Origin of the sequence: Caballeronia sp. Sq4a (assembly GCF_023170545.1) — a bacterium.
GTDB lineage: Bacteria > Pseudomonadota > Gammaproteobacteria > Burkholderiales > Burkholderiaceae > Caballeronia.
In genome coordinates, this window is record NZ_CP084251.1 from 389874 (window position 1) to 416338 (window position 26465).

Here is a 26465-nt window from a genome sequence, read left to right on the forward strand (position 1 = left end):
CGAGCACGACCATGAGCACGACAGACCTTCCTTTCCTGAAGAGCAAGAACAAGACGGCCGCGCGCGCCGCGGACTTCATCGCGTTCGTCTCGGACCGCACGACTGAGCAGGTGCTCAAGAGCTTCGTGCTGGAACAGGCGATGCCGCACGTCCATATCGCAGTCGGCACCGTCGACGACGCCATTGCGTATCTGGAGAGGATCGAGCGCTCGCCGCTCTTTCTGATGATCGACCTGCAGGACTCGGTGATGCCGCTGTCCGATCTGGGACGTCTGGCCGAAGTCTGCGAGCCGTCGGTGCAGGTCGTGGCGCTCGGCGAGCGTAACGACGTCGGCCTGTTCCGCAGCCTGCTGAAGCTCGGCGTGCGCGATTATCTGGTCAAACCGCTGACGGTCGAACTGCTCAAGCGCACGGTCAACGTGGCCGGCGGCAAGGTGAGCGATGTCGTCATGTCGCGCGCCGGCAAGACCATTGCGTTCGTCGGCTCGCGCGGCGGCGTGGGCGTGACCACGCTGGCGCTGAACGTCGCGCGCTATCTCTCCGACGAGACGCATCGCCGGGTGGCCTACGTCGACTTGAATCTGCACGGCAGCGCCGCCAACGTGATGCTCGGCCTGCAAAGCAACAACGGTCTCTCCGACGTGCTAGAGAACCAGCACCGGCTGGACCCGCAATACGTGGACCGCACGCTCGTCGCCAAGGGCACGCGTCTGTTCATGCTGACGGCGGAGCGTCCGTTCCGCGCGGCGCCGACCTTCGAACCCGGATCGCTCGCGCGCGTGCTGCAAGTGCTGTGCGATAGCTTCCACTACGTCATCATCGACATTCCGGGCCCCTCCGATGCGCTCGCGCAGGAAGCGTTCGATCACGCGTCGCGTTGCTATATCGTCGCGGACCGCTCGGTGCATTCGGCGCGCGAAACGATCAAACTGCTGCGCCATATCGAGGATCGCGACAACAATCCGCCGACTTCGTTGCTGCTCAACAACCCGAATGCCGCGACGGCCGGAAAGGTGCAGCCGGCGGATTTCGTCGGCGCCATCGGCCGCGCCGTGCTGCACGAGATCCCGTTCGAGTCCAAGGCCGTGGCGGTCGCGGAAAATCTCGGCGAGAAGCCCAAGGACAAATCGCAGAACGGCTTCACTCAGAGCGTGGTGCGCATCGCCGCTGATCTGACCGGTCAGCACACGATGGTGGAGCGTTCGTTCCTGCAGAAGTTCAAGCTGAGGAGAGGCTGATGTTCGGGCAGAAGCAGATTGCGAAGCCGAGCGTCAATCCGGTCGACAACGCCGCGGGCGTGGCGGTCGCCGAACACGCGCCGGCTGCGGTCCCCACGCCGGCGCCCGCGCCGACGCGCGCGCGTCCCGGCATGCCCGAAGGCAACGAAGTGCTGGTGCGCTCCGATCTCTTCAAGGTGATCCGGACCGGCGTCTTCGGCGCGATGAACGCATCGGCAGCGGTCGGCAAGACGCGCGAGCAGATGAAGCCGGGCGTCGAAGCGCTCGTGCTCGAAATCGCGGAGCGCGAACGGCTCAACATCACGATCGCGGAGCAGGCGCAGATCGTCGGCGAACTGCTGAACGACATGTTCGGCCTCGGCCCGATCGAACCGCTGCTCGCCGACGAGACCATTACCGACGTGCTGGTGAACGGTCCCGATCAGGTATTCGTGGAACGGCACGGCCGTCTCGAACTCACGCCCTACAAGTTTCGCGACAACGCGCACGTGGTCAACGTCGCGCAGCGGATCGCGGCGGGCGTGGGGCGGCGCGTCGACGAAAGCAGTCCGATGGTCGATGCCCGTCTCGCCGATGGCAGCCGGGTCAACGTCGTATTGCCGCCGCTCGCGATCCACGGCACGTCGATCTCGATCCGTAAGTTTTCCAAGCGCAACATCACGCTGCATCGCATGGCGCAGCAGGGCAACATGTCCGCTGAAATGGCGACGGTGCTGAAGCTCGCGAGCACATGCCGGCTGAATATCATCGTGTCCGGCGGCACGGGCTCGGGCAAGACGACGCTGCTCAACGCGCTGTCGCATTTCATCGGGCTCGGCGAGCGCACCATCACCATCGAAGACGCGGCGGAATTGCAGCTCGTGCAGCCGCACGTGGTGAGCCTCGAAACGCGCCCCGAGAACGCCGAAGGACTCGGCGCGGTCACGCAGCGCGATCTCGTGCGAAACGCGCTGCGGATGCGTCCGGACCGCATCATCCTCGGTGAAACGCGCGGCCCCGAAGCTTTCGACGTGTTGCAGGCCATGAACACCGGCCACGACGGCTCGATGACCACCATCCACGCGAACACGCCGCGCGACGGCATCACGCGTCTGGAAAGCATGGTCATGATGGCGAACGGCAATCTGCCGCTCATGTCCATCCGGCGCCAGATCGCGAGCGCCGTGCACATGATCGTGCAGATCGAGCGGATGCGCGACGGCATGCGGCGCGTGACGCGCATCACCGAACTGGTGGGCATGGAAGGCGACGTCATCATCACGCAGGATTTGTTCACGTTCCGCTATGACGCCAGCGCTTATAGCGAGGAAGTGAAGGGCGTGTACGAGTCGTCCGCGGTGCGCCCGGCGTTTTCGGCGCGCGCGGCGTACTACGGCCTAGAAGACGCGCTGCTGGAGGCGATGCGCATATGAACACCGCCGATCTCTTCACCGGGTGCGCGTTTATCGTCACCTTGCTGCTCGGCGTTATGGCGCTGGTGGTGCAGGACATGCGCAAACAGCGGCCCGATGCCCGCATCAAGTCGCGCATGGCCGAGGCGTTCTTCGTCGAGGGACGCAAGACGCTCAAGCTGGACACCGACCTGTTCAAGGTCGAGCGCGAACAGAACGCGCTGATGCGCTGGCTCAGTCCGAAGATCGCGCGCTTGCGCACGGTCGCGGGCGCGAACGGCATTCGCATCGTCGTGGCCGTCGCCGTCTTCGGAGAGATCGTCGCGGTGTTGATGTCCGACTATGCGCCGCTGCCGTCGTTCGTGCCGCCGCTTTTGATCGTCGGCCTGCCGGCGTTTCTGGTCGTGCGCACCTACAACTTTCTGGTCAACCGGTTCCGCCAGCGTTTCCTCGATGGCTTTCCAGACCTCATCGACCTGATCGTGCGCGCGGTGCGCGCGGGCGTGCCGGTGACGCATGTAATCCATTCGGCGGCGAGCGAAGTGCCGGAACCGCTGCGCAGCGAGTTCAAGATCATGGGCGATTCGCTGCAAGTCGGCCTCGATCTCGAGGAAGTGCTTTCGGTCGCGGTCGCGCGCATCGGCATTGCGGACTTCTCCTTTTTCTGCGTGTGTTTGCTGTTGCAGCGCGAGACCGGCGGTCAACTCGGCGAAACGCTTGAGAACCTGTCGGGCATCGTGCGCACGCGCCGCGAAATTCGTCAGAAGACCAAAGCGCTCACCGGCGAGGCGCGCATCACGACGAAAATTCTCGCGGCCATTCCGGTCATCATTCTGCTCAGCACTTATCTGTTGAACAGGGAATACCTGATGGTGCTGTTCGACACGCAGGCAGGCCAGAAATGCCTGACGTTCGCGGCGATTTCGCTCGTGATCGGAATCTCGATCGTCAACAAGATGTCCAAGATGGATACCTCGCGATGAGCCAGGAAAACTTCGATGCCATCGTCAACCTGTCGATGTTGCTCGCGCTCGTCGCGGGCATCGCGATCTGGTATGCGACGAAATTCGGCGGCCTGCGCGGCCGCATCGCGGAGCGCGTGCGCAACGTGGCGATCACGCAGCCGGTCAGTGGCGCCGACGTCACGGAAGTGCTCGACACCAGCATCCGCAGCCGCGCGGTCGCGCTGTTCGCGCGCATCGGCGACCGCCTTCCGCTGTTCGACGCGAAGTACCGCATGAAGCTGCAAAAGGAAATGATCCGCGGCGGCTATCGCAGCAAGATGGCGGTGTCGATCCTGCTCGCCGCGAAGTTCCTCACCGGTCTGGTGTGCGCGACGGCCATGGTCATGCTCGGTTCGAACATCCCGGTTGTCGGCGGCTATCCTGCCGTGCGCGGCATGCTGATGTTCGGCGTGTTCGTCGCAGGCATGATCGTTCCTGAATACATTCTGGCCTTTCTCTCGATGCGCCGCCGCAAGGCCATCGAGAGTTGCCTGCCCGATGCGCTCGATCTGCTCGTGATCTGCACGAACGCGGGTAACAGCCTGGGCGTGAGCATCCGCCGCGTGGCGGACGAGATGAAGCTGATCTGCCCGCCGCTCTCCGACGAACTTTCGCTGACGGCGGACGAACTGACGCTCTCCGGCGACAACATGCGCTCGTTGCAGGCGCTCGGCGAACGGATCGATCTGCCGTCGGTGCGCGCGCTCATCTCCACGCTCAATCAGTCGATGAAATACGGCACGCCGATCACGCAGGCATTGCGCACGCTCTCGCGCACCGAACGCCTCGCGCACATGGTTTCACTCGAAGAGAAAGCGGCCAAGCTCGCCCCGAAGATGGTCGTGCCGATGATGATCTTCATTCTTCCCGCGGTCATGGTGATTTCAGCCGGGCCGTCAATCATTCAGCTCATGGACGCGTTGGCCAAGCAATGAAAGCAGCTCAAATTCTCCCCGTGGCGCGCGCCCACGAACTCACCCGCGCGGTGATCACCATTTGCGCGATCGCGCTGGCCGGCGGGTTGTCCGCCTGCACGACGACTTCCAAGGTACATCAGACGGCGGAGGCGCGGCCCGTCACGCAGAACACGTCGCCCAGCGCGATGAGCGAACTGCGCATCGCCGATACGGCCATCGAATCCGGCAACGTCGAACTCGCGACGACGCTCTACGACCGCATCGTGAAGGCCGATCCGCGTTCGGTGCCCGGCCTCACCGGACTCGGAAACACGCTCTACGCCGTGGGCGACTACACGCGCGCGGGCGTGTACTACGACAAGGCGAGCGCCATCGATCCGACCGCGGGAATGCCGCTGATCGGCTCCGCGCGCGTGGCGATTCACCAACGCCGTTTCGACGACGCAATCGCCACTTACCGCCGCGTGCTCGCGATGAAAGCGGGCGATGCGCTCGCGTCCGCCGGGCTGGGCGCCGCGCTCGACCTGAAGGGCGACCACGCGGGCGCGCAAGCCGTGCTGCGCGAAGCCCTGAAGGCCAATCCCGGCGACCCGATGCTTTCCGTGAATCTCGGCATGTCGCTGATTCTCGGCGGCGACCCGCGCGCGGGCGCGAACGTGCTGCTCGACGTGGCGCGCTACCCGCAAGCGCCGTCGCAGGCTCGTCAGGATCTCGCGCTCGCGTATGGCCTGCTTGGCAATACGGAAGCGGCGTCCGAGATTCTCTCGCGCGATCTGCCGAAGGCGTCGGTGCAGGACAACCTTCGCTACTACGAGATCCAGCGCGCGCGTCTCGCGCAGCCGTCGGAGCGGCAGGCCGCAGCGGCTGCGACCGTCGGCATCGTGCAGGACGCGACCGTGCAGTCCGCGAGCTTGCGATGACCGCGCCGCGCGTTGCGCCATCGCGCGAGCGGGGCGACATGGCCGCCGCTCGTTTCGGCGCGCGGTTGCTGCGTGACGACAGCGGTGTGGCCGCCATCGAAATGGCGTTCCTGATGATGTTCGCCATTTTCATCGTGCTCGGCACGATCGAACTGGCGCTCGACATGATCGTGGACGCTACCGTGCAGATCGCCGCGCAGCAGGCATCGCGCGTCGGCCTGACGACGAGCGCGCCGACCAACGGCAACACGCGCGCGCAGCAGGCGCAGGCGCAGATCCTCGGCGTGCTCAAGCCCTGGACCAACATGGGCGGCAAAGTGACGGTCACTACGCTGAACTACGGTACTTACAACAACGTGGGGACGAGCAGTTCGCAGGCGAACATGGGCGGTTACGGCGATGTCGTGTCCTACAACATCACCTTGACGATGAACAGCTTCACCGGTATCCCCAGACTGCTCGGGCAGACGGGCACGTTCACGTATTCACGCAATTACCTCGTGCAGAACGAAAAATGAAGAGCGCGTCGAGTTTTTCTTCGCGGAACCGGGCCGGGCGGTGGCCTCGCCGCGCGATGGGCCGGTTCTTCAGCCGCGTGTTGCGGTCGCAGCGCGGGGCGGCGTCGATCGAATTCGTCATTGTCGCGCCCATGATGATCATGATGATGCTCGGGTTCGCCGAGGTCTATATGTACATTCGCGCCGTGAGCGTGGTCGAGCATACGGCGTTCACGCTGGCGGATTCGATCGGTCAGATGCAGACCGTCATCAACAATGCGAGCACCTCGAACTCCAATAATCTCGGCTCGATCTTCAACGCGGCAACTCTGCTCGCGCAGCCGTACGATCTGAAAGGCAAAGGCATGGTGGTGGTCAGCTCGATCTGCGACAACAGCAGCGGTTGCACGCCCGTCTCCGCGCCGACGATGGCGGCCGGGACGCCGAAACTTCTGTGGCAGGCGAAGGCGCCGTGGTCGGGCAGCACGATGGCCTCGCAGAACCCGGCGGTCACGCAGACCAACGCGCTGCCGTCGGGCTGGCCGTTCCGCAACGGCGATTCCGCGATCGTGGTCGAGGTCTATCTGGCGTACAACCCGTTCACGATGACGGCCAACTTCTGGTCCGATGCGCCCGGCACGCAGATCATCTCGCGGCGCGTCTACGTCCGTCCGCGCTTGCCGCAGCCTTTGACACTGGCGGCATCATGATGACTAGCAGAATGTTCCGCGCCGGACCGGCCGACGCTCTGCGTGCGCGCGCCGCTGCGCTTTTCAGCGGCGACCGTGGCGCGATCGGCGTGTTCTTCGCGATGTGCTCCAGCGTGATGGCCGGCGCGATGTGCATGTCGCTCGGCATGATCCAGTACGAATTGATGCAGGCGCACATGCAGATGGCGCTCGACGTCGCCACGCTTTCGGCCGCGGCGAACATTCGCCATTACGCGCAGCCGAACATGCAGAACGTCGCGCAATGGCAGAGAGACGCGCGCGCCTATTACGACGCCAACATGCCGACCGGCTACGAAGGTCTCGTGATGCCGGATACGGGCTTCACGGCCAACATTTCCGGCGACGCGAGCGCCGGTTTCACGGTCAAGCTGTCCGCCTCGGGCACACTGCCGTTGCTGGCGTCGAATATCTTCGGCGCGCTGATTTCGGGCACGAATGCGGCCGGCGCGGGTCCGCAGGACACGATGACCATTTCCGCGAACAATGCGGCGATCTACTCGCCCAAAACCACGCTCGAACTCGTGATGGTGCTGGACAACACCGGTTCGATGGCCGACCCCGCGAGCACCGACTCGTCGCAAGGCAGCAAGATCCAGGGCTTGAGGGCCGCGTCGCAGCATCTCGTGACGAGCATCTTCAATCAGCCCAACGGCGATTCCTATATTGGTCTGGTGCCGTTCACGACGGTCGTCAATCTGACGGGCGCGCTTTCGGGCAGTTCCAACTGGATGACGCCGAGGTTCGCTTACAACCCGACGAACATGTCGATGGCGCCGAATCCGGGCATCACGCAATCGGGTTGGCAGGGCTGCGCCGTCGAGCCGCGGGACGCGAGCGGCAATCTCTATCCGAAGGCGTATGCCCCGAAAGATTCGCCGGGATTCACGCCGTTCTACTACAACGTGCCGCCGACCGGCTTCAAGATCACGACATATAACCAGAGCGATTGCACCAGCGTCGTATCGACGAAGACGGTGTTGGGCGTGCCGCTGACGCGCCAGACCAACGGCACTTCGACGCAGTGCGGCAGCGGATCGGCCACCGGCATCTGGAGCCAGTGGTTTCAGCCGAACACGACGAGCGGCACCACGACGATCTATCAGAACGGCAACACGAACGCCTCGGGCGCGAGCAACGGCCCGTGCGGCATTCAGCCGGCCATCTTCTTGACGAAGGATCAGACTGCGCTCACGAATTCGATCAACGCGATGAAGGCGAACGGCTCCACGATCATCCCGACCGGCTTGCTGTGGGGCTGGCGGATGCTGTCGTCGGACTGGTCCAACGATGTCTCGAAAGGCAACGGCTGGATCTCGACGGACAGTTCGCTGCCGCGTCCGGAGACGAACGAGGGCCTGCTGCGTGTGGCGATTCTGCTGACTGACGGCGAAAACGATCCGGGAAGCACCGACGGGCTCATGCCGCTGACCGCGTTCAACGGCTTGTCGGGCGTGGCGAACGGCACGCTCCGGGCGCCGACCGTCACGCGTTCGAACGGAACGGCGCTCACGGACGGAAAGATGAGCTCGGTCACGGACATCAACGCGTTTCAGCTGGGCGTATGCAGCGCGATGAAGGCGCAAGGCATCATCATTTACGGGATCACGTTCGGCACGGGCGCGACCAGCAGCGCGGCGGTGAAGACGATGCAGTCGTGCGCGTCGCCGGGCAATTACTATCATGCTCCGTCGAACGCGGACCTCGACACGATCTTCCAGGAAATTGCGACCGGGCTGGGCATCCTTCGACTTACACAATGACGTCTGCGAAGACGCGAGCGAATGAAGCGGGCACATCCGTTGCTCGCTCGATCGGTATCTCCACGCCACAAGGAGCACCGACATGCCCGAGAAGAAAACCCTCGAACGCGCCGAGAAAGCCAAGCGCGCAGGGAAGTCGCCGAGCACGCAGGCGGGCGCGTTCGTGAAGGAGCAGATCGACCACGTACGCGAAGGCAAGCACGGCGCGAAGTCGGCCAAGCAGGCCATTGCGATCGGCTTGTCCGAGGCGCGGCGCGCGGGCGTCAAGCTCAAGACGCCGAAGAAGGGCGAAGCCTCCGAAGGCACGCGCAAGAAAGCCGCGCAGGATACCAAGGCCGCGCATCGCAAGACGAAGAGCCCGAGCACCGAGTCCAAGGCGAAGCGATCCGCCACCTCCACGCGCGTGCTCAAGCGCGAAAGCTCGAAGGCCGCGTCGCACAAGTCGCTCTCGAAGCAGGCGCACGCGAGTGCAAGCCGCCGCTCGGCCGCCGACCGTTCCGCCGCCGCCAAGAAGGGCTGGGCCACGCGACGCGCGAACGCGGCAGGCAAGAAGTCGCACTCGGCTTCGCGTCACGCATCGCGTTGAAGCGGCGTTTGCGCGGGTGCTAGCGTGCCCGCGGAATCAGGCATGCAGCGCTAGCCTCAGTGGTTCGAGCGCGAGATAATCCGTGCGCGCGATGCAGTGCATCGCGCCGAACACGGCCTCGGTCGTCGCGGTAATCAAACGCCGACTCCGAGCGAATGCAATCGATACGAACCGCTCACTATGCGCATTGAACGCACGCCGCTCGTCACGACGACGCTCGGCACCACGCGCGAACTGGTCAGCTTTCACTTCGGCGTACCGCATGCCCACGAAAAGGTCTACGTGCAAGCATCGCTTCACGCAGACGAGACGCCCGCCATGCTCGCGGCGTGGCGGCTGAAGCAGCGCCTCAAGCAACTCGAAGCGAGCGGGCACGTGCGCGGCGAAGTGGTGCTCGTGCCGGTGGCCAATCCCATCGGCTTATCGCAGCATGTGTTCGGTCAATTCCTCGGGCGCTTCGAGAGCAACAGCGGGCATAACTTCAACCGCAACTTTCCGATGCCGCCTGCGAGCGCATTGGTCGAACGCATTCGTCCACGCTTGTCGGCCACGGATGCCACGCACAACACACGGCTTCTGCGCGCGGCCGTGCGCGAGATGCTCGGCGAAATGACCGCCGCCAACGAGTTCGAATCGTTGCGGCTCGCGTTGCTCAGGCACGCATCGGACGCGGACATCGTGCTCGATCTGCATTGCTCGCGGGAAGCGACGATGCATCTCTACACCAGTCCCGCGAGCTGGCCCGCCATCGAGCCGCTTGCCCGCTATCTCGGCGCGAACGGCGTGCTGCTCGCGACCGATTCGGGCGGCCAGTCGTTCGACGAGATTCACGCGTTGCTGTGGAACGAAGTGCGTGCGTTGCTGGGCGAAGGCACGCCGCTCGGTGCGCCGAACGTCGCGGCGACGCTGGAGCATCGCGGCCAGCGGGACGTGAACTATGAACACGCAGAGCACGATGCAGAAGCCATCGTCGACTTAGAAGCCTTAACAAAATGAGCGAAGGGGCTGTTAACCCTCGATGAATGCTGTTAACCTTTTCATTGTTTCGACGACGAAAAGGACATGGCCAAGCCGATACTCGACGACGAACTGTGGGCACTCATTGAACCGCTGCTGCCCCCGCCCAAACCACGACGAACCCGTTACCCAGGGCGCAGGCCGCTCCATAATCGTGCGGTGCTCACGGGCATCCTCTTCGTCTTACAGACGGGCCTGCGTTGGGACCTATTGCCTCGCGAGATGGGCTGCGGCAGTGGCATGAGTTGCTGGCGTCGTTTGCGTGACTGGCAGGCCGCCGGCGTCTGGGAGCAGTTGCACAAGGTGCTGCTTGCGCGATTGCGCGCAGCCGACCAAATCGACTGGTCTCGCGTCATCGTCGATTCCTCCTCAATCCGCGCTGTGGGCTCAGGTCAAAAACAGGACCGAATCCCACAGACCGCGCGCGACCCGGTTCAAAGCACCATCTCATCACCGAGGCCCAGGGTATCCCGCTTGCGGTGATACTGACCGGCGCCAACCGAAACGACGTCACTCAACTTCAATCGCTGGTCGAGGCTATTCCGCCCATCAGCGGCAAGCGTGGCAGACCGCTATCGAAGCCTCGGGTCGTTCAGGGCGACAGAGGCTACGACCACGACAAATACCGACGTCCACTGCATGCCGCCGGCATTGCAACCGAAATCGCTCGACGCGGTCAGCCTCATGGAAGCGGGCTGGGCAAAACACGCTGGGTCGTGGAGCGGACCATTTCGTGGCTTCACAACTTCCGCCGACTGCGCATCCGCTTCGAACGGCTCGCTTTCATGCACGAGGCTTTCCTCAAAATCGCTTGCTGCATCATATGCTGGCGGCAGCTGCAAAAGTCATTCTGTTAACGCCTCTTACTGATCGCGCGCGGCGTGATCGAAGGCAAAGCGCGCGAACTGCCGCCGCTCGCGCAAGCCGCGACGCCGCTTGCAGGCAGCGAGCAGCTGACGGCGCCGGTGAGCGGCATCGTCGTGTATCGCGCGGCAATCGGCGCGATGCTGAAGGCGGGCGATGCGGTGCTCGACATCATCGATCCGCTGACGGATGCCGTGACCACCGTCACCACGAAGAACGATGGCGTCTTCTACATGCGACGCGCTATTCGCTTCGTCTACGCAGGCGCGCCGATCGGGCGGCTCACCGGTGCAACGGCGTTCAGAACCGGCGTGCTGATCGGCGCGTGACGCGGCGCGAACGCCGCGGCACGTGCCTGGTTCTTACCGCGCGTCGGTGATGGTCTGATTCAACGTCTTCCCCGCGATCACCGTATTGTTGAGCACGATGTCATGCACGTTGTACGCGTAGATCGGTCCGGGCGTCGTCGCCGTGGCCGGTCCCGCTGCGACAGGCGTGCCGAAATCGCAATTGGTGATCGTGACGCCGGCAATGGCGGGAATCGCGGGCGTCGGCGCGGGGCCGTTGTAGTCGAACGCAACGGGTCCTTGCGCGACGATCGCCTGAAAGCATGAGCCGGTGACGCCGTTCAGCATGACGTTGCTGGCCTTCACGTTCGAGATGTTGACGTTCTGCACCAGCGCCGGGCGCGTGCGGATCGCGTCCTTCGACGGCTGGTAGTCGCAATCGAACGTGATGATGCCGCCTTGCGCCGCCGACGGATTCGCCGCGCTCGCCGTGACCACGCCGAGCGGGACCGTCGCGTTGATCGGGCTGCCCGCGAGCAGGCTGCTGCCGTAGCCCGAAGGCGTCAGACTCACGCCGTTAGGCAGCGTCACGTTATCGACGTAGAAGTTCTTCACGAAGCCGCCGCGATTCATGTTGGTCTTCACGCGAATCGCGATGTTGAGCGAGTTCGTCGCCCAGAACTTGTTCAGCATCTGAAGGTTGCGCGCATAGATGTTCTGCACGCCGCCGCCCATTTCGCTGCCGAGCGTGATGCCGCCGTGGCCGCTGTTCATCGTGCAGTTCTGGATGACGTGGTTCTGCGCAGGACCGTATTGCGTATCGAGGTCCTTGCCCGACTTGATCGCGATGCAGTCGTCGCCGGTGTTGAACGTGACGCTGTCGCACAGCACCATGTCGCAGGCGTCGGGATCGAAGCCGTCGTTGTTCGGCCCGATGCTGTCCACCGTCACGCCGGTGATGACCACATTCTTGCAATCGGTCGGATGATGCTGCCAGAACGGCGTATTGATGGTGCGGTAGCCTTGCATCAGAACGTTAGTACACCCGATGAATTCCACCATGCTCGGCCGGAGATAATGTCCGATGCCGAAGATGCGCTTCTCGATCGCCACGCCCGCTTCCGACAGCGCGGGCAGATAGTTCTGGTCCTGTTGCCACGGCGTGGCGGGGTCGGTGAGCTTGGCGTAGAGCGCATCGGAAATGCCGGGCACGGCGGTCTTCAGATCGACGTTGTTCGGATTGGCGAACGCCTGCGAGGGCGTCGACGAGCCCGCGTAGCCGTAGGCGCCGCTATTGCCTTTCCACGTCCACCAGCACGTCGACGTATTGCCGCTGCCGGCGAACGGCGTCATGGCCTGACCGTTGAGCACCGATGTATCGCCTTCGCCGGTAATCGCGATGTTCGTCTGGTTGCGCGCGTAGACGGGCGGGCCGTAGTTCAGGCAGTCGTTGGCCTGCCATCGGCTGTAGTAGAGCTTGCCGTTCGCGCCGCAGTCGATCGGGCCGTCCTTCGCGTAGTCCGCCGGATTCGGGCTGAAGAAGATCTCGCAATTCGCGCTCAGGTGAAAGTCGACGTTGGATTGCAGGATGATCGGCCCCGCGCAATACCAGTTGCCGGCCGGCACGACCACGCGTCCGCCGCCCGCCGCGCTGCACGCCGCGATGGCCGCGAGGAACGCGGGGCGCGAGTCGAAGGAGCCGGGCGCCTGCGTCTGGTCCGCGCCGGTGCTGAGCGGCGACTTCGACGGATCGGTGTACGGGCTCGTCGCGGCGATCACGGCGCACGGCTTCGCGCCGTAGTCGGTGACGAGGAACTGGCGGCTCGGCACCATCGACGTCGACACGTTCTTCAGCGCGTTGATGATCTGCGTCGCGGCACCGGACGGGCCCCAGATCGGGTCCTCGGGCGTCGTCGGGGAGCTCGAATCGTGATGGCCGCCTCCGCAGCCGGCGAGCACGCTCAGACTGCCGAGGCCGCCCATGAGCGGCGCGCTCGCCGACGCGCCGGCGAATTTCAGCAGCGAGCGGCGGCGGGCAGAAGCGGGGGCGGTGGGGCGCTGTTTCATGCTTGTCTCCATTCCGGTATCGACCGGTTTTGATGTGGCGCTTCGAACGACGTCGTATGACATTCGCAAGCGTAAGCGCCCATGTAAGAAACCGTTTTCCTGTCGTGACGATAACGACGCTGGGAACCACGCGTCAAGGAATGCATACCAGCGTCACGCTCAGGACTTTCCCGTAGGGAAGCGATTACCCGCGCAGCGCATCTCGTACGACATCATGTGTCAGTATTGCCGCAGCCTTCCGGCGGGGAATCGCACGCGGTTCTAGAATTGACGCTTCGCTTCCCGAATGGAGGAGCCATGCTGACCTTCGAACTGCACGCAGAAACGCCGACGCTCGATATCGCCTACGCCGACGCCGGCCCCGACGATGGACCGCCCGTCATCCTGCTGCACGGCTGGCCGGACGCCGCGCGCGCCTGGTCGAACGTCGCGGCGCGGCTCAACGCGGCGGGCTACCGCACCATCGTTCCGGAATTGCGCGGCGCGGGCGGCACGCGCTTCCTGCGCGCGGGCACCATCCGCGATGGCTCGGGCGTCGCGCTGGCGCAAGACGCAATCGATCTGGCGGATGCGCTCGGCATCGCTCGTTTCGATGTGGTCGGTCACGACTGGGGCGCGCGCGCCACCTACACGCTCGCCGCGCTGTTTCCCGAGCGCGTGCGGCGCATGGCTGCCATTGCGCTGGCGTTTCAGCCGCGCGGGAAGTTCGTGTTGCCGCGGGATTTCGCGCAGGCGCGGCGCTTCTGGTACCAGTGGTTCATGTCGCTCGATGACGCGCCGGACGTGATCGCCGCCGATGCGAAAGGCTTCGCGCGCATCCAGTGGGACACATGGTCGCCGCCCGGCTGGTTCGACGAAGCCGAGTTCGCCGCCACCGCGCGCGCCTTCGAGAATCCCGACTGGGTGCCGATCACGCTGAACGCGTATCGCCGCCGCTGGCGCAGCGATCAGCCGTCGGACCCGGCGCTCGAACCGTTGTACGAGCGGCTTGCGACGATCGAGCGCATCGGCGTGCCGGCGCTGATGATCCAGGGCGGCTCGGACTTCTGCGACGACGTCTCGATGTCCGAAGGGCAGGAAGGCTGCTTCACGGCGGGCTATCGGCGCGTCGTGATCGACGGCGCGGGGCATTTTCCGCCGCGCGAAGCGCCCGATGCCGTCGCGGATGCGCTCATCGCTCACTTGCGCTGACGGCGAGCGGGCGAGTTACTTGCAAGTGCCGGGCGAACGCTTCGCCCGCTTTTTGCGACCGGTACTGTATGGGTGTACAGTACCGGTCGCTGCGGCAGGCGCCTGCCGCCGGACCACCGCGCGGCGCCGCCCACGGCCTGACAGGCCGTCCATCACATTGAACCGGTTGAAAAATTGGCATCGAACAACGCAATCCGCATTCGCGGCGCCCGTCAACATAACCTCAAGAATCTCGATATCGACTTGCACACCGGCCAGATGACGGTGGTGACCGGCCCGTCCGGTTCGGGCAAGTCGAGCCTCGTCTTCGACACGCTCTACGCCGAAGGCCAGCGCCGCTACGTCGAAACGTTCAGCGCGTACGCGCGCCAGTTCCTCGACCGCATGGACCGGCCGCAGGTCGATCGCGTGGACGGCGTGCCGCCCGCCATCGCCATCGACCAGACGAACCCGGTGCGCAGTTCGCGCTCGACGGTCGGCACGATGACCGAGCTCAACGATCACCTGAAGCTCTTCTACGCGCGCGCCGCCGAACTCTTCGACAGGAAGACCGCGCATCGCGTGCGGCACGACACGCCCGAGACCATCTATGCGGAACTGCTGGAGCGCACGCGCGACGCCGATCCGCGGCTCGCGGTGACGTTTCCGGTCGAACTGCCGGACACGACGAGCGACGACGAAGTCGCGCAGTGGCTCTCCGCGAGCGGCTACACGCGCGTGCAGGCCAAGCGCCACGTTGAGACGGAAGCGGGCGCGCGGCAAGTGCTCGATGTTGTCGCGGACCGGTTTCGCCTGCAAGGCACGGAGCGCTCGCGGGCGCTGGAAGCCATCGAAGGCGCGCTGCTGCGCGGCAGCGTTCGCGTGAACGTCTATGTGCTGAAGGACGAAGCCGAACCCGATATCTGGCGCTTCTCGACCGGCCTGCATAGCCCGGAAAGCGACCTGCGTTATGCCGATCCGCAGCCGGCGCTGTTCTCGTTCAACTCGGCCTACGGCGCGTGCGAGACGTGTCGCGGTTTTGGCCGCGTGATCGGCGTGGATTACGGCCTCGTCATTCCGGACGAGAAAAAGACGCTGCGCGAAGGCGCGATCAAGACGCTGCAAACGCCCGCGTGGAAAGAGAATCAGGATGACCTCGTGCGCTACGGCGCGAAGGCGGGCATCCGGCTCGGCGTGCCTTGGGGCGAACTGACGCAGAAGGAGCGCGACTGGGTCATCCACGGATCGCCGGACTGGACCGGCAAATGGGGCAGCCAGTGGTACGGCGTGCAGCGTTTCTTCGACTATCTGGAGTCGAAGGCGTACAAGATGCACATCCGCGTGCTGCTTTCCAAGTACCGCAGCTATACGACGTGTCCCGCCTGCGCGGGGGCGCGGCTGAAGACGGAATCGCTGTTGTGGCGCCTCGGCACCAAGGAACAGGCCGACGCGGTGCTCGCGCCCGCGGACCGGTTCTTGCCAAACGGCGTCGACTGGACGCGCGATCAACTCGAAGCCTTGCCCGGCCTGACCGTGCACGACCTGATGCTGATGCCGATCGAGCGCATCCGCCGCTTCTTCGACTCGCTCACGCTGCCGTCCACGCTGTTGGACGAGGCCTTGAAGCTGCTGCACGCCGAAGTGCGCACGCGCCTCAAGTATCTGTGCGACGTGGGCCTCGGCTATCTGACGCTGGATCGTCAGAGCCGCACGCTCTCGGGCGGCGAAGTGCAGCGCATCAACCTGACGACCGCGCTCGGCACGTCGCTCGTGAACACGCTGTTCGTGCTCGACGAGCCGAGCATCGGGCTGCATCCGCGCGACCTGAACCGCATCGTCGAGGCCATGCACCGTCTGCGCGATGCGGGCAATACGCTCGTCGTCGTCGAGCATGATCCTTCGGTGATGCTCGCGGCGGATCGCCTGATCGACATGGGACCGGGGCCGGGCGAGCGCGGCGGGCAGATCGTCTACGACGGCACGCCCGACGATATTCAATTGAGCGACACGCTCACCGGCGCGTATCTCGGCGGCCGCAAGCACGTCGCGCATGCGTCGAACTGGACGCGCCGCGCGGTCGATGCGAACTCGCCGCGTCTGGTCCTCGAAGGCGCGAGTGATCACAACTTGCGGGACGTGACGGTCGAGATTCCGCTGGAGCGCCTCGTCTGCGTGACGGGCGTTTCGGGCTCGGGCAAATCGACGCTGATTCAGGACGTGCTCGCGCCCGCGCTCATGCGTCACTTCGGCAAGGCGACTGAAGCGCCCGGCGTGTTTCGCGCGCTGAAGGGCGCGGATCAATTGGGCGACGTCGTGTTCGTGGATCAATCGCCGATCGGCCGCACGGCGCGCTCGAATCCGGCGAGCTACGTCGGCGCGTTCGACGAAATCCGCAAGCTGTTCGCGAAAGCGCCGCTCGCCGCGCAGCGCGGCTACGGCGCGAGCATGTTCAGCTTCAACTCGGGCGACGGGCGCTGCCCGACGTGCGGCGGCTCGGGCTTCGAGCATGTCGAGATGCAGTTTCTCTCCGATGTCTACCTGCGCTGTCCCGATTGCGACGGCCGGCGTTATCGCGCAGAGATTCTCGATGTGAAGATCGAGCGTGGCGGGCGCGAACTGAGCGTCGCGGACGTGCTGGAGCTGACCGTGAGCGAAGCCGTCGAGTGCTTTGCCGGGGACGCCGATGTGCTGCGCGTGCTACAGCCTATCGTCGATGTCGGTCTCGAATACGTGAAGCTCGGCCAGCCGGTGCCGACGCTCTCGGGCGGCGAAGCGCAGCGCCTCAAGCTCGCGGGCTTTCTCGCGGAAACGGCGTCGCCGAATCAGAAGGCGCGGCTTTTCATGTTCGACGAGCCGACCACGGGCCTGCATTTCGACGACATCGCCAAGCTGATGCAGGCGTTGCGCCGCCTGCTTGAGCGAGGGCATTCGCTGATCGTTATCGAACACAATCTCGACGTGATTCGCGCGGCGGACTGGATCATCGACCTCGGTCCCGAGGGCGGCGACGGCGGCGGTCAAGTGGTGTGCGTCGGCACGCCGGATGACGTCGCGGCTTGCGAGCAGTCGCACACGGGCCGCGCGCTCCTCGACTACGAAGAAGCCATGACGCCCGGCGCGGCGGAAAAGCGCGCGGGCGTGCCGCTGCAACTCGCGGCGGAAGTGGCGAGCGCGCGGCGCGCATTGCAGGGCGAGGATGTGGTGCGCATCGTCAATGCGCGCGAGCACAATCTGAAGTCGCTCGATGTCGACATCCCGCACAACAAGTTCAACGTGGTGACGGGCGTGTCCGGCTCGGGCAAGTCCACGCTCGCGTTCGATATTCTGTTCCACGAAGGACAGCGGCGTTATCTGGAGTCGCTGAACGCGTATGCGCGCTCCATCGTGCAGCCTGCGGGCCGCCCGGAAGTCGATGCGGTCTATGGCATTCCGCCGACGGTTGCCATCGAGCAGCGTCTGTCGCGCGGCGGCCGCAAGAGCACGGTCGCGACGACTTCGGAAGTCTGGCACTTCCTGCGCCTTCTGTACGTGAAGCTCGGCATCCAGCATTGCATTCACGACGGCACGCCGGTTCAGGCGCAAAGCTCCGAGCAGATCACCGCGCAGATTCTGCGCGACTTCAAGGGCCAGCATGTGGGCCTGCTCGCGCCGCTCGTGGTGAACCGCAAGGGCGTCTATACCGATCTCGCGAAGTGGGCGAAAGCGCGCGGCAACACGCATCTGCGCGTGGACGGCGACTTTTTGCCGGTCGATCCGTGGCCGAAGCTCGACCGCTTCCGTGAACACACTATCGAGTTGCCGGTCGCGGATCTCGTCGTGTCGGCGGAGAACGAAGCGGACCTGCGGCGTCTGCTCGACGAGACGCTCGAAATCGGCAAGGGCGTCATGCATCTGTGCGCGCCGCTCGACGAACTGCACGGCGCGCTCTCCAGCGGCAAGCGGCGCGGCAAGGAAGAGAGCATCGTGTTTTCGACCAAGCGCGCGTGTCCGGTCTGCGGCACGAGCTACCCGGAACTCGACCCGCGCATGTTCTCGTACAACAGCAAGCACGGCTGGTGCAATACGTGTGTCGGCACGGGCGTCAAGCTGACGCGCGAGCAGCGCGCCGCGTTCGACGATACGGTGTTCGCGCAGGATGATCGCGGCCGCGAGCAGAGCATCGGCTCGGTGGATCAGGAACCGGACGATATCGTCGATCAGCCGTGCGCGGACTGCGAAGGCACGCGCCTCAACGACGTCGCGCGCGCGGTGACGTTCGGCAACTATCCGATCACCGAAGTCGGGCGCTGGACCGTGACGGACACGCGCGAGTGGATTGCGACGCTGAAGCTGACGGGCCGCGACGCGGACATCGCCCGCGACGTGGTCAGCGAGATCGAAGGGCGCCTTCAGTTTCTGGAGGAAGTCGGGCTCGGTTATCTGAGTCTCGATCGCGCCGCGCCGACGCTTTCGGGCGGCGAAGCGCAGCGTATTCGTCTCGCGGCGCAACTCGGCAGCAACCTGCAAGGCGTGTGCTATGTGCTGGATGAACCGACCATCGGCCTGCATCCGCGCGACAACCTGATTCTTTTGAGCGCGCTCAAAAAGCTGAACGACAAGGGCAACACGCTCGTCGTCGTGGAGCACGACGAGGACACGATCCGGCGGGCCGATCACATCATCGATATCGGGCCGGGCGCGGGCAAGCGCGGCGGCACGGTGGTCGCGCAGGGCAGCGTGACGGATCTCGCGGCGCACAAGGCGTCGCTGACCGGGCAAATGCTCGCGAACCCGATCGTTCATCCGTTGCAGCCGCGCCGCGAAGTGCGCGCGGCCGTCGGCAAGCGCCCGGCGGTGCCGGAGCAATGGCTCACGGTTGAGAACGCGACGCTGCACAACCTGCGCAACGTGACCGCGAGCGTGCCGCTGAACCGGCTCGTCGCGATCACGGGCGTGTCGGGCTCGGGCAAATCGACGCTCGCCCGCGACGTGCTCATGACGAACCTGCTCGATGCCGTCGGCCGCTCGGTGCTGTCGTCGCCGGCGGTGCGGCGCGCGCGCAAGGCGGCGCAGGCCGACGCCCCGGCCGCGAAATCGCGCGCGAGCGTGCTCGCCCGCGAAACGCCGCGCCCGAAGTTCGACGTGGTCCACGCATGGCAGGGCTGCTCGGGCGTCACCGGTTTCGAAGCGATCGACCGCGTGCTCGAAGTCGATCAGACGCCGATCGGCAAGACGCCGCGTTCGTGCCCGGCGACCTACATCGGCATGTGGGACACCATCCGCAAGCTGTTTGCCGACACGTTGGAAGCCCGCGCGCGCGGCTATACGCCGTCGCGCTTCTCGTTCAATACGGGCAACGGGCGCTGCCCCGCGTGCGAAGGGCAAGGCGTGCGCACCATCGCGATGAACTTCCTGCCGGACGTCAAGGTTCCGTGCGACGTGTGCCACGGCCAGCGCTTCAATCCCGAGACGCTCGCGGTGACGTGGCGCGGCAAGAACATCGGCGAAGTGCTGACCATGGAGATCGACGAGGCCGTCGAGTTCTTCGCGTCGATGCCGAGCATTGCGCATCCGCTGCAACTCATGAAGGACGTAGGCCTCGGCTATCTGACGCTCGGCCAGCCGTCGCCGACGCTCTCGGGCGGCGAGGCGCAGCGCATCAAGCTCGTCACCGAGCTGTCGAAGGTGCGCGACGACATCACGCGGCGCGGCCAAAAGCCGCCGCATACGCTCTATGTGCTGGACGAACCGACCGTCGGCCTGCACATGGCGGACGTCGCGAAGCTGATTCGCGTGCTGCACCGGCTGGTGGACGGCGGGCATAGCGTGATCGTGATCGAGCACGACCTCGACGTGATCGCGGAAGCCGACTGGGTGCTCGATCTCGGGCCGGAAGGCGGCGTGAACGGCGGGACCATCGTCGCGGCGGCGGACCCGGACACGCTCGCGAGTCATCCGCGCAGCCATACGGGAACGGCGCTGCGGCCGGTGCTCGGCAGAACGCGGCCTGCCGAGGATGCCGCGTGATGACGCCGGCGCCGGTCTCCGACCTGCGGACGCTGCTGGCGTCCATGCAGCCCGCGCTTCAGCCCGGCGTCTATGTGTTCGCGTCGCTGCCGCATGACGCCGCGCCGGGCGGCGCGGGCATCGTCGCGACGTTTCGCGAGCGCGAAGGGCTGACTGTCGTCATGGAAGAAGGCGCGGCCCTTGCCGCTGGGCTCACGCCGCTCTTTCGCGCGGCGTGGATCACGCTGACTGTGCACTCGGATCTGAACGCCGTCGGGCTGACCGCCGCGTTCGCGCGCGCGCTCGGTGACGCGGGCATCAGCTGCAATGTGATCGCAGCGGCCTATCACAATCACATCTTCGTGCCGGTGAAAGCAGCCGGCCGCGCCATGGATGCGCTCTTGAAGTTGCAGCAAGGGCGTTGATATGCTTGCGCGCTTCCACACTTCTATACCGACAAGCAGATGGAAACGCAGGATAAAGCCGTAGCCCTGAAAAGGATGAAGTGGTTCGCCGCCGCGTTGCTCGTCGGCGCGGGCGTGCTGTTCGCCGTCGCGAAGAGCCAGCACGACGCCGGCGCGTGGGCGTGGGTGTCCGCGTTCGCGGAAGCCGCAATGGTCGGCGCGCTCGCGGACTGGTTCGCGGTCGTCGCGCTGTTTCGCCATCCGCTCGGGGTGCCGGTGCCGCACACGGCCATCCTGCCCGCGAACAAGGCGCGCGTGGCCGATAACCTCGCCGTCTTTGTGCGCGACCGCTTTCTCGGCACGGATGCGCTCGTTGCCCGCGTCGATGCGTTCGATCCGGCAAGCCGTCTCTCGGTGTGGCTCGCGGAGCCGAAAAACGCCGAGCTGCTCGGCAATCGCGCGGTCGCGGCGGTCGGCCAGTTGCTGGCTTTCATCGACGACACGCGCATCAAGTCCATGCTCCACGACGCGATTCGCCGCCGCGCCGAGGCCTTCGATCTTTCCGCCGCCGCCGGCAATCTGCTGTCGACGCTCACCGCCGACCGGCGCCATCAATTGCTGCTCGACGAGGGCCTCAAGCAAATGGCGGCGTGGCTCGACAAGCCCGAGGTGCAGGAGATGCTTGCGACGCGCATCGTCGCGGTGGCGGGCGAGGAGTATCCGAAGCTCATCGGCATGCTGGGTTTCGTCGGGCTGGATGCGGGCGATCTCGGCAACAAGTTCGCGGCGGGCCTCGTGCGCGGCGCGAACCAGTGGCTGCACGACGTGACGAGCGACCCGGAGCACGAACGGCGCAAAGCCTTCGATGCAGCAGTGGAGCGCTTCGTCGAGCGCCTGAAGTCCGATCCCGCGTTTAAGGCGCGCATTGACGAGCACAAGCGCGAATGGCTGGAACGCCCCGAATTGCGCGGCTACGTGGACGGCCTGTGGGACGAGTTCACCGCGTGGCTCGCGGCGGACCTGAAGCGCCCCGACTCCGCGCTGCACGCGAAAGTGGTGGCCGTCGCGGCGGGCTTCGCGCAGGCGCTCGGCGGCGATCCGCTGCTGCGCGATTCGATCAACGAGCATATGCGCGATGCGCTGAAGGCCCTCGCGCCCGAGCTGCGCGAAGGCATTGCGAAGCACATCGCCGCGACCGTCAAGCAGTGGGACGACGCCACGCTGGTGCGCGACGTCGAGCTGAACATCGGGCGCGACCTCCAGTTCATTCGCGTGAACGGCACGCTCGTGGGCGGCGCGGTCGGGCTGCTCATCCACGCGGTCACGGCGTTCGCTCTCTGACGCTAGCTGCGCGCGACGGTCACGCTTCCCGCTTCCAGCAGTGTCTCCACGCTTCCGCTGCCGCCCGTGCCGTTGACCATCACGGCCAGCCCGCCCGTCAGCGCGAGCGCGAGCAGCGGGCCGCGTCCCGGCTGGCCTCGCGCGAAGGCGGGCACGGCCCATTCGTCGCCGTCCGGCGTCTCTAGCACGTAACGCGTGTCCGGACCGAGCGCGTCGGAATCGATCATCCGGACGATGCTGCCGGTCTCGGTCTTGGGAAAACGCGTGGTCTGGCAATGAAACGTCGGGCTGCCCCGGTGCGGCAATCCGACCGACACGCCCGTGATATTCGAATTCGCGTCGGCGGTGACGCTCAGCGGCAGATGCAGCGCCAGCGCCGTCATCAGCATCTGATGGCGGCTCGCATGCTTGGCCGTGTTCATCTGCGCGCAGTAGTGCGCGCCGTCCGATGCGCGCAACACGTAGCGAACCGGGTCCAGCGTGCCGGAGTCGATGATGCGCGCGAGCGTCCCGGTTTGCACGCCCGTGAGCTTCTGGCCGAACAGCATCATGGAGGGCGCCGGGTCCGACGACAGCGCGCCGACCGCTATGCCGGTGATGGCGTGGTCTTCGTTGCCGCTGACCGTGACGGGCAAGCCCGAACGCAATGCCAGCATGGCGAGATGGTGCCGGTTCGCGTGCTGCTGCCGGTCGATTCGGGCGTGGTAGCGCGTGGCCTCCGGCGTCTTGACGATGACGCTCAGCGTCTCGGCCGCCTCGTTGTCGATGATCTCGTCGATCATGCCGGAACGCGGCGTCGTCGAAATGAAGCCGGGCGCGCAGTTGAAGTTCGGCCCGAACGCCCGCGACCCGACGGACACCGCGGTGAGGTAGTAGTCGGCGTCGCCGGCGACGGTCACGGGCAGCTTCGCCCTGAACGCGGCCATCAGCAGGGCGCTGCGGTAGCCGTGTTCGTGCGGGCACATCTGCACGCAATGATGCGAGCCGTCCGGGCTGCGGATGATGTACGCCATGCTGCCGAGCAGATTGGCGTCTTCCACCTGCACGACCGCGCCGGTGCGCACGTCTTCCAGCAGGCGCCACGTGTAGCCGAGCGCGGGAAGCGGGGCGACATTCGGCAGCGTCGCGGCCAGATCGGTGATGTGATGCGTGGCGTCCGCGCGAATCGTCACCGTGAGCCCTGATTCGAGCGCCGCCATGAGAATCGCATTCCGAAGCGGATGCTCCCGATAATCGAGTTGCGCGCAATACTGCGATCCGTCTTCGGTCTTTAGAACGTAAATAATGATATCCGGCGATTGCGGATGAATTGCGCGGCTGATAATGCCGGTGCGTAAGTCCGTCAGAAAATAATCTGCGGACGCCAATGAAAGCGTACTGACTCGAGGCCTGATTCTCATGGTGCGCGGCATGCGACCTTTAGGCGGGCGCTGGCTTTGTAGGTTAGAGCAATGGCGGGCCGTGCGGGCACGAGAGCCGCCGCAGTAATAATCGACGGCCGACCATCAGGATTAGAACGACCGTTCTAGAAATCTAGGTTAAGAATAACTCCGAGTCAATTAATATCTGATTTTTCTAAAACCGGATTGATTAAGAGTTTTCTTGCGCGCATTAAGACGGTCTTAAAAAGAATGCGTTGAAACCGGTTTCGCAATAATCGAAACTGCGCCTGTTTAATAAACGCGCGTCATTCTATGCCCGATTATCTAAACAGATGAAACGGCGTCGGCAACGCGGCGGCGATCCCGAAAAGCGGTGCGGCAAGCTGCAATTCGGCCGCAGTCGCGCGAGAATGCCCACTTCCGCGCGGCGCGACTCTCTGCCAGGACCACCATGCCGAACACGAACGCCGAACTCATCGAACGCTTCTACCGTGCGTTTCAGCGCGCCGACGCGGACGCCATGGCAGCCTGCTATGCGTCCGACATCCGCTTCGAAGATCCGGCGTTCGGGCTGCTGCATGGCCGCGAAGTCGGCGACATGTGGCGCATGCTGCTCGGCCGCGCGGCCGACTTCACGCTGACCTTCGACGGCATCAGCACGCTCGGGCAGACCGCGAGCGCGAAGGCCGTCGCGCGCTACACGTACTCCGCGACCGGGCGGCCAGTGGTCAACGAGATCGCGACGAAGTTCGCCATCCGCGACGGCCTGATCGCCGAGCAGACCGATACGTTCGACCTCTGGCGCTGGAGCCGTCAGGCGCTGGGCGTCTCCGGCTGGCTGTTCGGCTGGACGCCGCGCATGCAGAGCGCCATCCGCACGAAGGCGCGACGCGCGCTCACCGACTACCGCAAACGGGCGGCGGCATGACGGCGATCGACTCGACGCGGCTGGAAGACGAATGGCTCGAAGCGGACGCGCACGGCGGCTTCGCTTCCGGCACGGTGGGTACCATGCGAATTCGCCGTTATCAGGCGCTGTTGCTTGCCGCGACGCAGCCGCCTGCGGGGCGCGTGGTGCTCGTGAACGGCATTGAGGCGTGGGTCGAGATAGGCGGCGAGCGCTTCCCGTTGACCATGCAGCACTACGCGCCCGACGTGCTGTACCCGGACGCCTCCGCGAATCTCGTTTCCTTCGATACATCGCCGTGGCCGACGTGGCGCTATCGCGTCGGCGATGCGCAAACGGTCGTGGCCGAGCTGTTCGTCGCGAAGGAGAGCGGCGAGACCGTGTTGCGCTGGCGCCTCGAAGCCGATGCGCGCCCGCCGTCCGCGACGCTGCATGTGCGCCCGCTGCTGTCGGGGCGCGACTATCACGCGCTGCATCGCGAGAATCCGGCGTTTTGCTTCGACGCCACGACGGACGGCGAGCGCGTTCACTGGCGGCCGTACGCGGATTTGCCGGCCATCGGCGCGACGGCGAACGGCGCGTATCGGCACGCGCCCGACTGGTATCGCAATTTCTGCTATGCGCGCGAGCGTGAGCGCGGGCTCGATTTCATCGAAGATCTGCCGACGCCGGGCGTCTTCACGTTCGATCTGACCGCGCGCGAAGCCGTGATGATCCTGCATGCCGATACGGGCAGCAACGTGCCGCGCGAAGCGGATGCGCTCGCGCACGCGTCGCGGCTCGCGGCCCGCGAGTCGGAGCGCCGCGCGGCGTTCGCATCGCGCCTCGCCCGTTCCGCCGATGCGTATGTCGTCAATCGCAGAGAGGGGCGAACCATCATCGCGGGCTTTCCGTGGTTCACCGACTGGGGCCGCGATACCTTCATTTCGATGCGCGGCTTGCTGATCGCGAGCGGCCGCCACCAGGACGCCGAATCGATTCTGCTCGAATGGACCGACGCGCTTTCGGAAGGCATGCTGCCGAACCGTTTCCCCGACAGCGGCGGCCAGCCGGAGTACAACTCGGTGGATGCGTCGCTGTGGTTCGTGATCGCCGTCCACGACTATCTCGCGACCGGCCATGCGCTCGCGGCCACGGCGAGCCGCCTGCAACGCGCGGTCGATACGATTCTCGAAGGCTACGCGGGCGGCACGCGCTATCGAATCGCCGCCGACGAAGACGGTCTGTTGCGCGCGGGCGTGCCGGGCGTGCAACTCACGTGGATGGACGCGAAAGCCGGCGACTGGGTGGTGACGCCGCGCATCGGCAAGCCGGTCGAGGTTCAGGCGCTGTGGATCAATGCGCTGGCCATCGCGTCGGCATGGAATCCGCGCTGGCAGACGCTGTGCGCGCGCGCCCGGCAAAGTTTCGCGGCGCGCTTCGTCGATCCGGACACCCACGCGCTCTACGATGTCGTCGATGCCGATCACGAGCCGGGCAAGCTCGACCGCTCGATTCGCCCGAACCAGATCTTCGCGGTCGGCGGGTTGCCGTTTCCGCTCGTCGAGGGCGATATCGCCCGCGCGGTGGTCGATCAGGTCGAAGCGCATCTGCTGACGCCGCTCGGCCTGCGCACGCTCGCGCCGTCCGACCCGGCCTATCGTCCGCATTACGCAGGCGGCGTGCTGGAGCGCGACGGCGCCTACCATCAGGGCACCGTCTGGCCGTGGCTCATGGGGCCGTTCGTCGAGGCGTGGCTGCGCGTGCGCGGCGCGGCGGGCGTGCGCGAGCGCTTCCTCGCGCCGCTCTACGCGCATCTGGATCATTACGGGCTGGATCACGTGAGCGAGGTTGCTGACGGCGACGCGCCGCACGCGCCGGGCGGCGCGCCGTTTCAGGCGTGGTCGCTCGCGGAACTGCTGCGCATCGAAACGCTGCTCGGCGCGGCGTGAAGGCCGTCGAATGTGCGTCGTGTCGTGAAAACGCGCTAAATTAGCCGTTTCCCGCAAGCTGCACCG

Annotated in this window: 20 protein-coding genes and 1 pseudogene; 18 read left to right on the top strand and 3 right to left on the bottom strand. The window is 65.4% G+C overall.

Annotation, left to right across the window (positions count from 1 at the left end):
- The first annotated feature begins 11 nt into the window (after positions 1 to 11).
- Genes LDZ24_RS15695 through LDZ24_RS15720 form a run of 6 tightly spaced genes read left to right on the top strand, consistent with a single transcriptional unit; the run spans position 12 to position 5988 of the window.
- A complete protein-coding gene (locus tag LDZ24_RS15695; protein ID WP_248323133.1) occupies positions 12 to 1238 on the top strand; it encodes a CpaE family protein in 1227 nt (408 codons plus the stop codon).
- On the top strand, positions 1238 to 2650 hold the full coding sequence (locus LDZ24_RS15700; RefSeq protein ID WP_248323134.1) for a CpaF family protein: 1413 nt from the start codon (positions 1238 to 1240) through the stop codon (positions 2648 to 2650). Before LDZ24_RS15695 ends, LDZ24_RS15700 begins: the two co-directional genes overlap by 1 nt.
- Positions 2647 to 3612, top strand: coding sequence for a type II secretion system F family protein (locus tag LDZ24_RS15705; protein ID WP_248323135.1), 966 nt, complete (start codon positions 2647 to 2649; stop codon positions 3610 to 3612). Before LDZ24_RS15700 ends, LDZ24_RS15705 begins: the two co-directional genes overlap by 4 nt.
- Positions 3609 to 4568: a type II secretion system F family protein gene (locus LDZ24_RS15710; protein WP_248323136.1), complete on the top strand. Its 960-nt coding sequence runs from the start codon at positions 3609 to 3611 to the stop codon at positions 4566 to 4568. Before LDZ24_RS15705 ends, LDZ24_RS15710 begins: the two co-directional genes overlap by 4 nt.
- Positions 4565 to 5470, top strand: a complete 906-nt coding sequence (locus LDZ24_RS15715; protein WP_248323137.1) for a lipopolysaccharide assembly protein LapB — start codon at positions 4565 to 4567, stop codon at positions 5468 to 5470. The genes LDZ24_RS15710 and LDZ24_RS15715 overlap by 4 nt, the downstream gene beginning before the upstream one ends.
- A 38-nt stretch (positions 5471 to 5508) precedes the next feature.
- Complete coding sequence (locus LDZ24_RS15720; RefSeq protein WP_248323138.1) at positions 5509 to 5988, top strand: TadE/TadG family type IV pilus assembly protein; 480 nt, start codon at positions 5509 to 5511, stop codon at positions 5986 to 5988.
- Here the strand turns inward: LDZ24_RS15720 and LDZ24_RS15725 are convergent.
- A complete protein-coding gene (locus LDZ24_RS15725) occupies positions 5948 to 6130 on the bottom strand; it encodes a hypothetical protein (RefSeq protein WP_248323139.1) in 183 nt (60 codons plus the stop codon). The genes LDZ24_RS15720 and LDZ24_RS15725 overlap by 41 nt on opposite strands.
- Here LDZ24_RS15725 and LDZ24_RS15730 point away from each other — a divergent pair.
- The 6 genes and pseudogenes from LDZ24_RS15730 to LDZ24_RS15755 form a co-directional block, all read left to right on the top strand.
- Positions 6120 to 6677 carry a pilus assembly protein gene (locus tag LDZ24_RS15730; protein WP_248323140.1) on the top strand — a complete coding sequence of 186 codons (558 nt, stop codon included), beginning with the start codon at positions 6120 to 6122 and terminating at the stop codon, positions 6675 to 6677. The two genes, LDZ24_RS15725 and LDZ24_RS15730, sit on opposite strands and share 11 nt — an antisense overlap.
- Entirely contained in the window at positions 6674 to 8458 is a 1785-nt protein-coding gene (locus LDZ24_RS15735) for a VWA domain-containing protein (RefSeq protein ID WP_248323141.1), read from the top strand. Before LDZ24_RS15730 ends, LDZ24_RS15735 begins: the two co-directional genes overlap by 4 nt.
- An 82-nt stretch (positions 8459 to 8540) precedes the next feature.
- Positions 8541 to 9044: a DUF6496 domain-containing protein gene (locus LDZ24_RS15740; protein WP_175942015.1), complete on the top strand. Its 504-nt coding sequence runs from the start codon at positions 8541 to 8543 to the stop codon at positions 9042 to 9044.
- Between the two features lie 180 nt (positions 9045 to 9224).
- Positions 9225 to 10040, top strand: coding sequence for a succinylglutamate desuccinylase/aspartoacylase family protein (locus tag LDZ24_RS15745; RefSeq protein ID WP_248323142.1), 816 nt, complete (start codon positions 9225 to 9227; stop codon positions 10038 to 10040).
- A gap of 66 nt (positions 10041 to 10106) precedes the next feature.
- Positions 10107 to 10918 (top strand): IS5 family transposase gene (locus tag LDZ24_RS15750; protein ID WP_248323143.1). Its coding sequence is split into 2 segments (ribosomal slippage): positions 10107 to 10455 and positions 10455 to 10918, totalling 813 coding nucleotides; the frame shifts between segments, so codons are not numbered across the junction.
- Between the two features lie 9 nt (positions 10919 to 10927).
- Positions 10928 to 11254, top strand: a pseudogene (locus tag LDZ24_RS15755) (succinylglutamate desuccinylase); the annotation flags it as partial.
- Positions 11255 to 11287: 33 nt separating this feature from the next.
- On the opposite strand, the gene LDZ24_RS15760 reads toward LDZ24_RS15755, so the two are convergent.
- Positions 11288 to 13279, bottom strand: coding sequence for a glycoside hydrolase family 28 protein (locus LDZ24_RS15760; protein WP_248323144.1), 1992 nt, complete (start codon positions 13277 to 13279; stop codon positions 11288 to 11290).
- A 297-nt stretch (positions 13280 to 13576) separates the two neighbouring features.
- On the opposite strand from LDZ24_RS15760, the gene LDZ24_RS15765 reads away from it, so the two are divergent.
- The 4 genes from LDZ24_RS15765 (at position 13577) to LDZ24_RS15780 (ending at position 22179) form a co-directional block, all read left to right on the top strand.
- Positions 13577 to 14470: an alpha/beta fold hydrolase gene (locus LDZ24_RS15765; RefSeq protein ID WP_248323145.1), complete on the top strand. Its 894-nt coding sequence runs from the start codon at positions 13577 to 13579 to the stop codon at positions 14468 to 14470.
- 174 nt (positions 14471 to 14644) lie between these two features.
- Complete coding sequence (uvrA, locus tag LDZ24_RS15770; RefSeq protein ID WP_248323146.1) at positions 14645 to 20455, top strand: excinuclease ABC subunit UvrA; 5811 nt, start codon at positions 14645 to 14647, stop codon at positions 20453 to 20455.
- Entirely contained in the window at positions 20455 to 20859 is a 405-nt protein-coding gene (locus LDZ24_RS15775; RefSeq protein WP_248323147.1) for an ACT domain-containing protein, read from the top strand. The genes uvrA and LDZ24_RS15775 overlap by 1 nt, the downstream gene beginning before the upstream one ends.
- 39 nt (positions 20860 to 20898) lie before the next feature.
- Positions 20899 to 22179, top strand: a complete 1281-nt coding sequence (locus tag LDZ24_RS15780) for a DUF445 domain-containing protein (RefSeq protein WP_248323148.1) — start codon at positions 20899 to 20901, stop codon at positions 22177 to 22179.
- 2 nt (positions 22180 to 22181) lie between these two features.
- Here LDZ24_RS15780 and LDZ24_RS15785 read toward each other — a convergent pair whose 3' ends face one another.
- Entirely contained in the window at positions 22182 to 23378 is a 1197-nt protein-coding gene (locus tag LDZ24_RS15785; RefSeq protein ID WP_248323149.1) for a hypothetical protein, read from the bottom strand.
- Positions 23379 to 24012: 634 nt separating this feature from the next.
- On the opposite strand from LDZ24_RS15785, the gene LDZ24_RS15790 reads away from it, so the two are divergent.
- A complete protein-coding gene (locus LDZ24_RS15790; RefSeq protein WP_248323150.1) occupies positions 24013 to 24489 on the top strand; it encodes a nuclear transport factor 2 family protein in 477 nt (158 codons plus the stop codon).
- Positions 24486 to 26399 carry an amylo-alpha-1,6-glucosidase gene (locus tag LDZ24_RS15795; protein WP_248323151.1) on the top strand — a complete coding sequence of 638 codons (1914 nt, stop codon included), beginning with the start codon at positions 24486 to 24488 and terminating at the stop codon, positions 26397 to 26399. The genes LDZ24_RS15790 and LDZ24_RS15795 overlap by 4 nt, the downstream gene beginning before the upstream one ends.
- Positions 26400 to 26465: the final 66 nt, after the last annotated feature.

Bases quoted from the DNA above. Each gene is read 5' to 3' on its own strand.
- LDZ24_RS15745 (WP_248323142.1), top strand. From the start codon at position 9,225: ATGCGCATTGAACGCACGCCGCTCGTCACGACGACGCTCGGCACCACG.
- LDZ24_RS15700 (WP_248323134.1), top strand. From the start codon at position 1,238: ATGTTCGGGCAGAAGCAGATTGCGAAGCCGAGCGTCAATCCGGTCGAC.
- LDZ24_RS15760 (WP_248323144.1), bottom strand. From the start codon at position 13,279: ATGAAACAGCGCCCCACCGCCCCCGCTTCTGCCCGCCGCCGCTCGCTG.
- LDZ24_RS15710 (WP_248323136.1), top strand. From the start codon at position 3,609: ATGAGCCAGGAAAACTTCGATGCCATCGTCAACCTGTCGATGTTGCTC.
- LDZ24_RS15785 (WP_248323149.1), bottom strand. From the start codon at position 23,378: ATGGCGGCGCTCGAATCAGGGCTCACGGTGACGATTCGCGCGGACGCC.
- LDZ24_RS15780 (WP_248323148.1), top strand. From the start codon at position 20,899: ATGGAAACGCAGGATAAAGCCGTAGCCCTGAAAAGGATGAAGTGGTTC.
- LDZ24_RS15695 (WP_248323133.1), top strand. From the start codon at position 12: ATGAGCACGACAGACCTTCCTTTCCTGAAGAGCAAGAACAAGACGGCC.
- LDZ24_RS15730 (WP_248323140.1), top strand. From the start codon at position 6,120: ATGATGATCATGATGATGCTCGGGTTCGCCGAGGTCTATATGTACATT.
- LDZ24_RS15740 (WP_175942015.1), top strand. From the start codon at position 8,541: ATGCCCGAGAAGAAAACCCTCGAACGCGCCGAGAAAGCCAAGCGCGCA.
- LDZ24_RS15705 (WP_248323135.1), top strand. From the start codon at position 2,647: ATGAACACCGCCGATCTCTTCACCGGGTGCGCGTTTATCGTCACCTTG.
- LDZ24_RS15725 (WP_248323139.1), bottom strand. From the start codon at position 6,130: ATGATCATCATGGGCGCGACAATGACGAATTCGATCGACGCCGCCCCG.
- LDZ24_RS15775 (WP_248323147.1), top strand. From the start codon at position 20,455: ATGACGCCGGCGCCGGTCTCCGACCTGCGGACGCTGCTGGCGTCCATG.
- LDZ24_RS15720 (WP_248323138.1), top strand. From the start codon at position 5,509: ATGGCCGCCGCTCGTTTCGGCGCGCGGTTGCTGCGTGACGACAGCGGT.
- LDZ24_RS15790 (WP_248323150.1), top strand. From the start codon at position 24,013: ATGCCGAACACGAACGCCGAACTCATCGAACGCTTCTACCGTGCGTTT.
- LDZ24_RS15795 (WP_248323151.1), top strand. From the start codon at position 24,486: ATGACGGCGATCGACTCGACGCGGCTGGAAGACGAATGGCTCGAAGCG.
- LDZ24_RS15735 (WP_248323141.1), top strand. From the start codon at position 6,674: ATGATGACTAGCAGAATGTTCCGCGCCGGACCGGCCGACGCTCTGCGT.
- LDZ24_RS15765 (WP_248323145.1), top strand. From the start codon at position 13,577: ATGCTGACCTTCGAACTGCACGCAGAAACGCCGACGCTCGATATCGCC.
- LDZ24_RS15715 (WP_248323137.1), top strand. From the start codon at position 4,565: ATGAAAGCAGCTCAAATTCTCCCCGTGGCGCGCGCCCACGAACTCACC.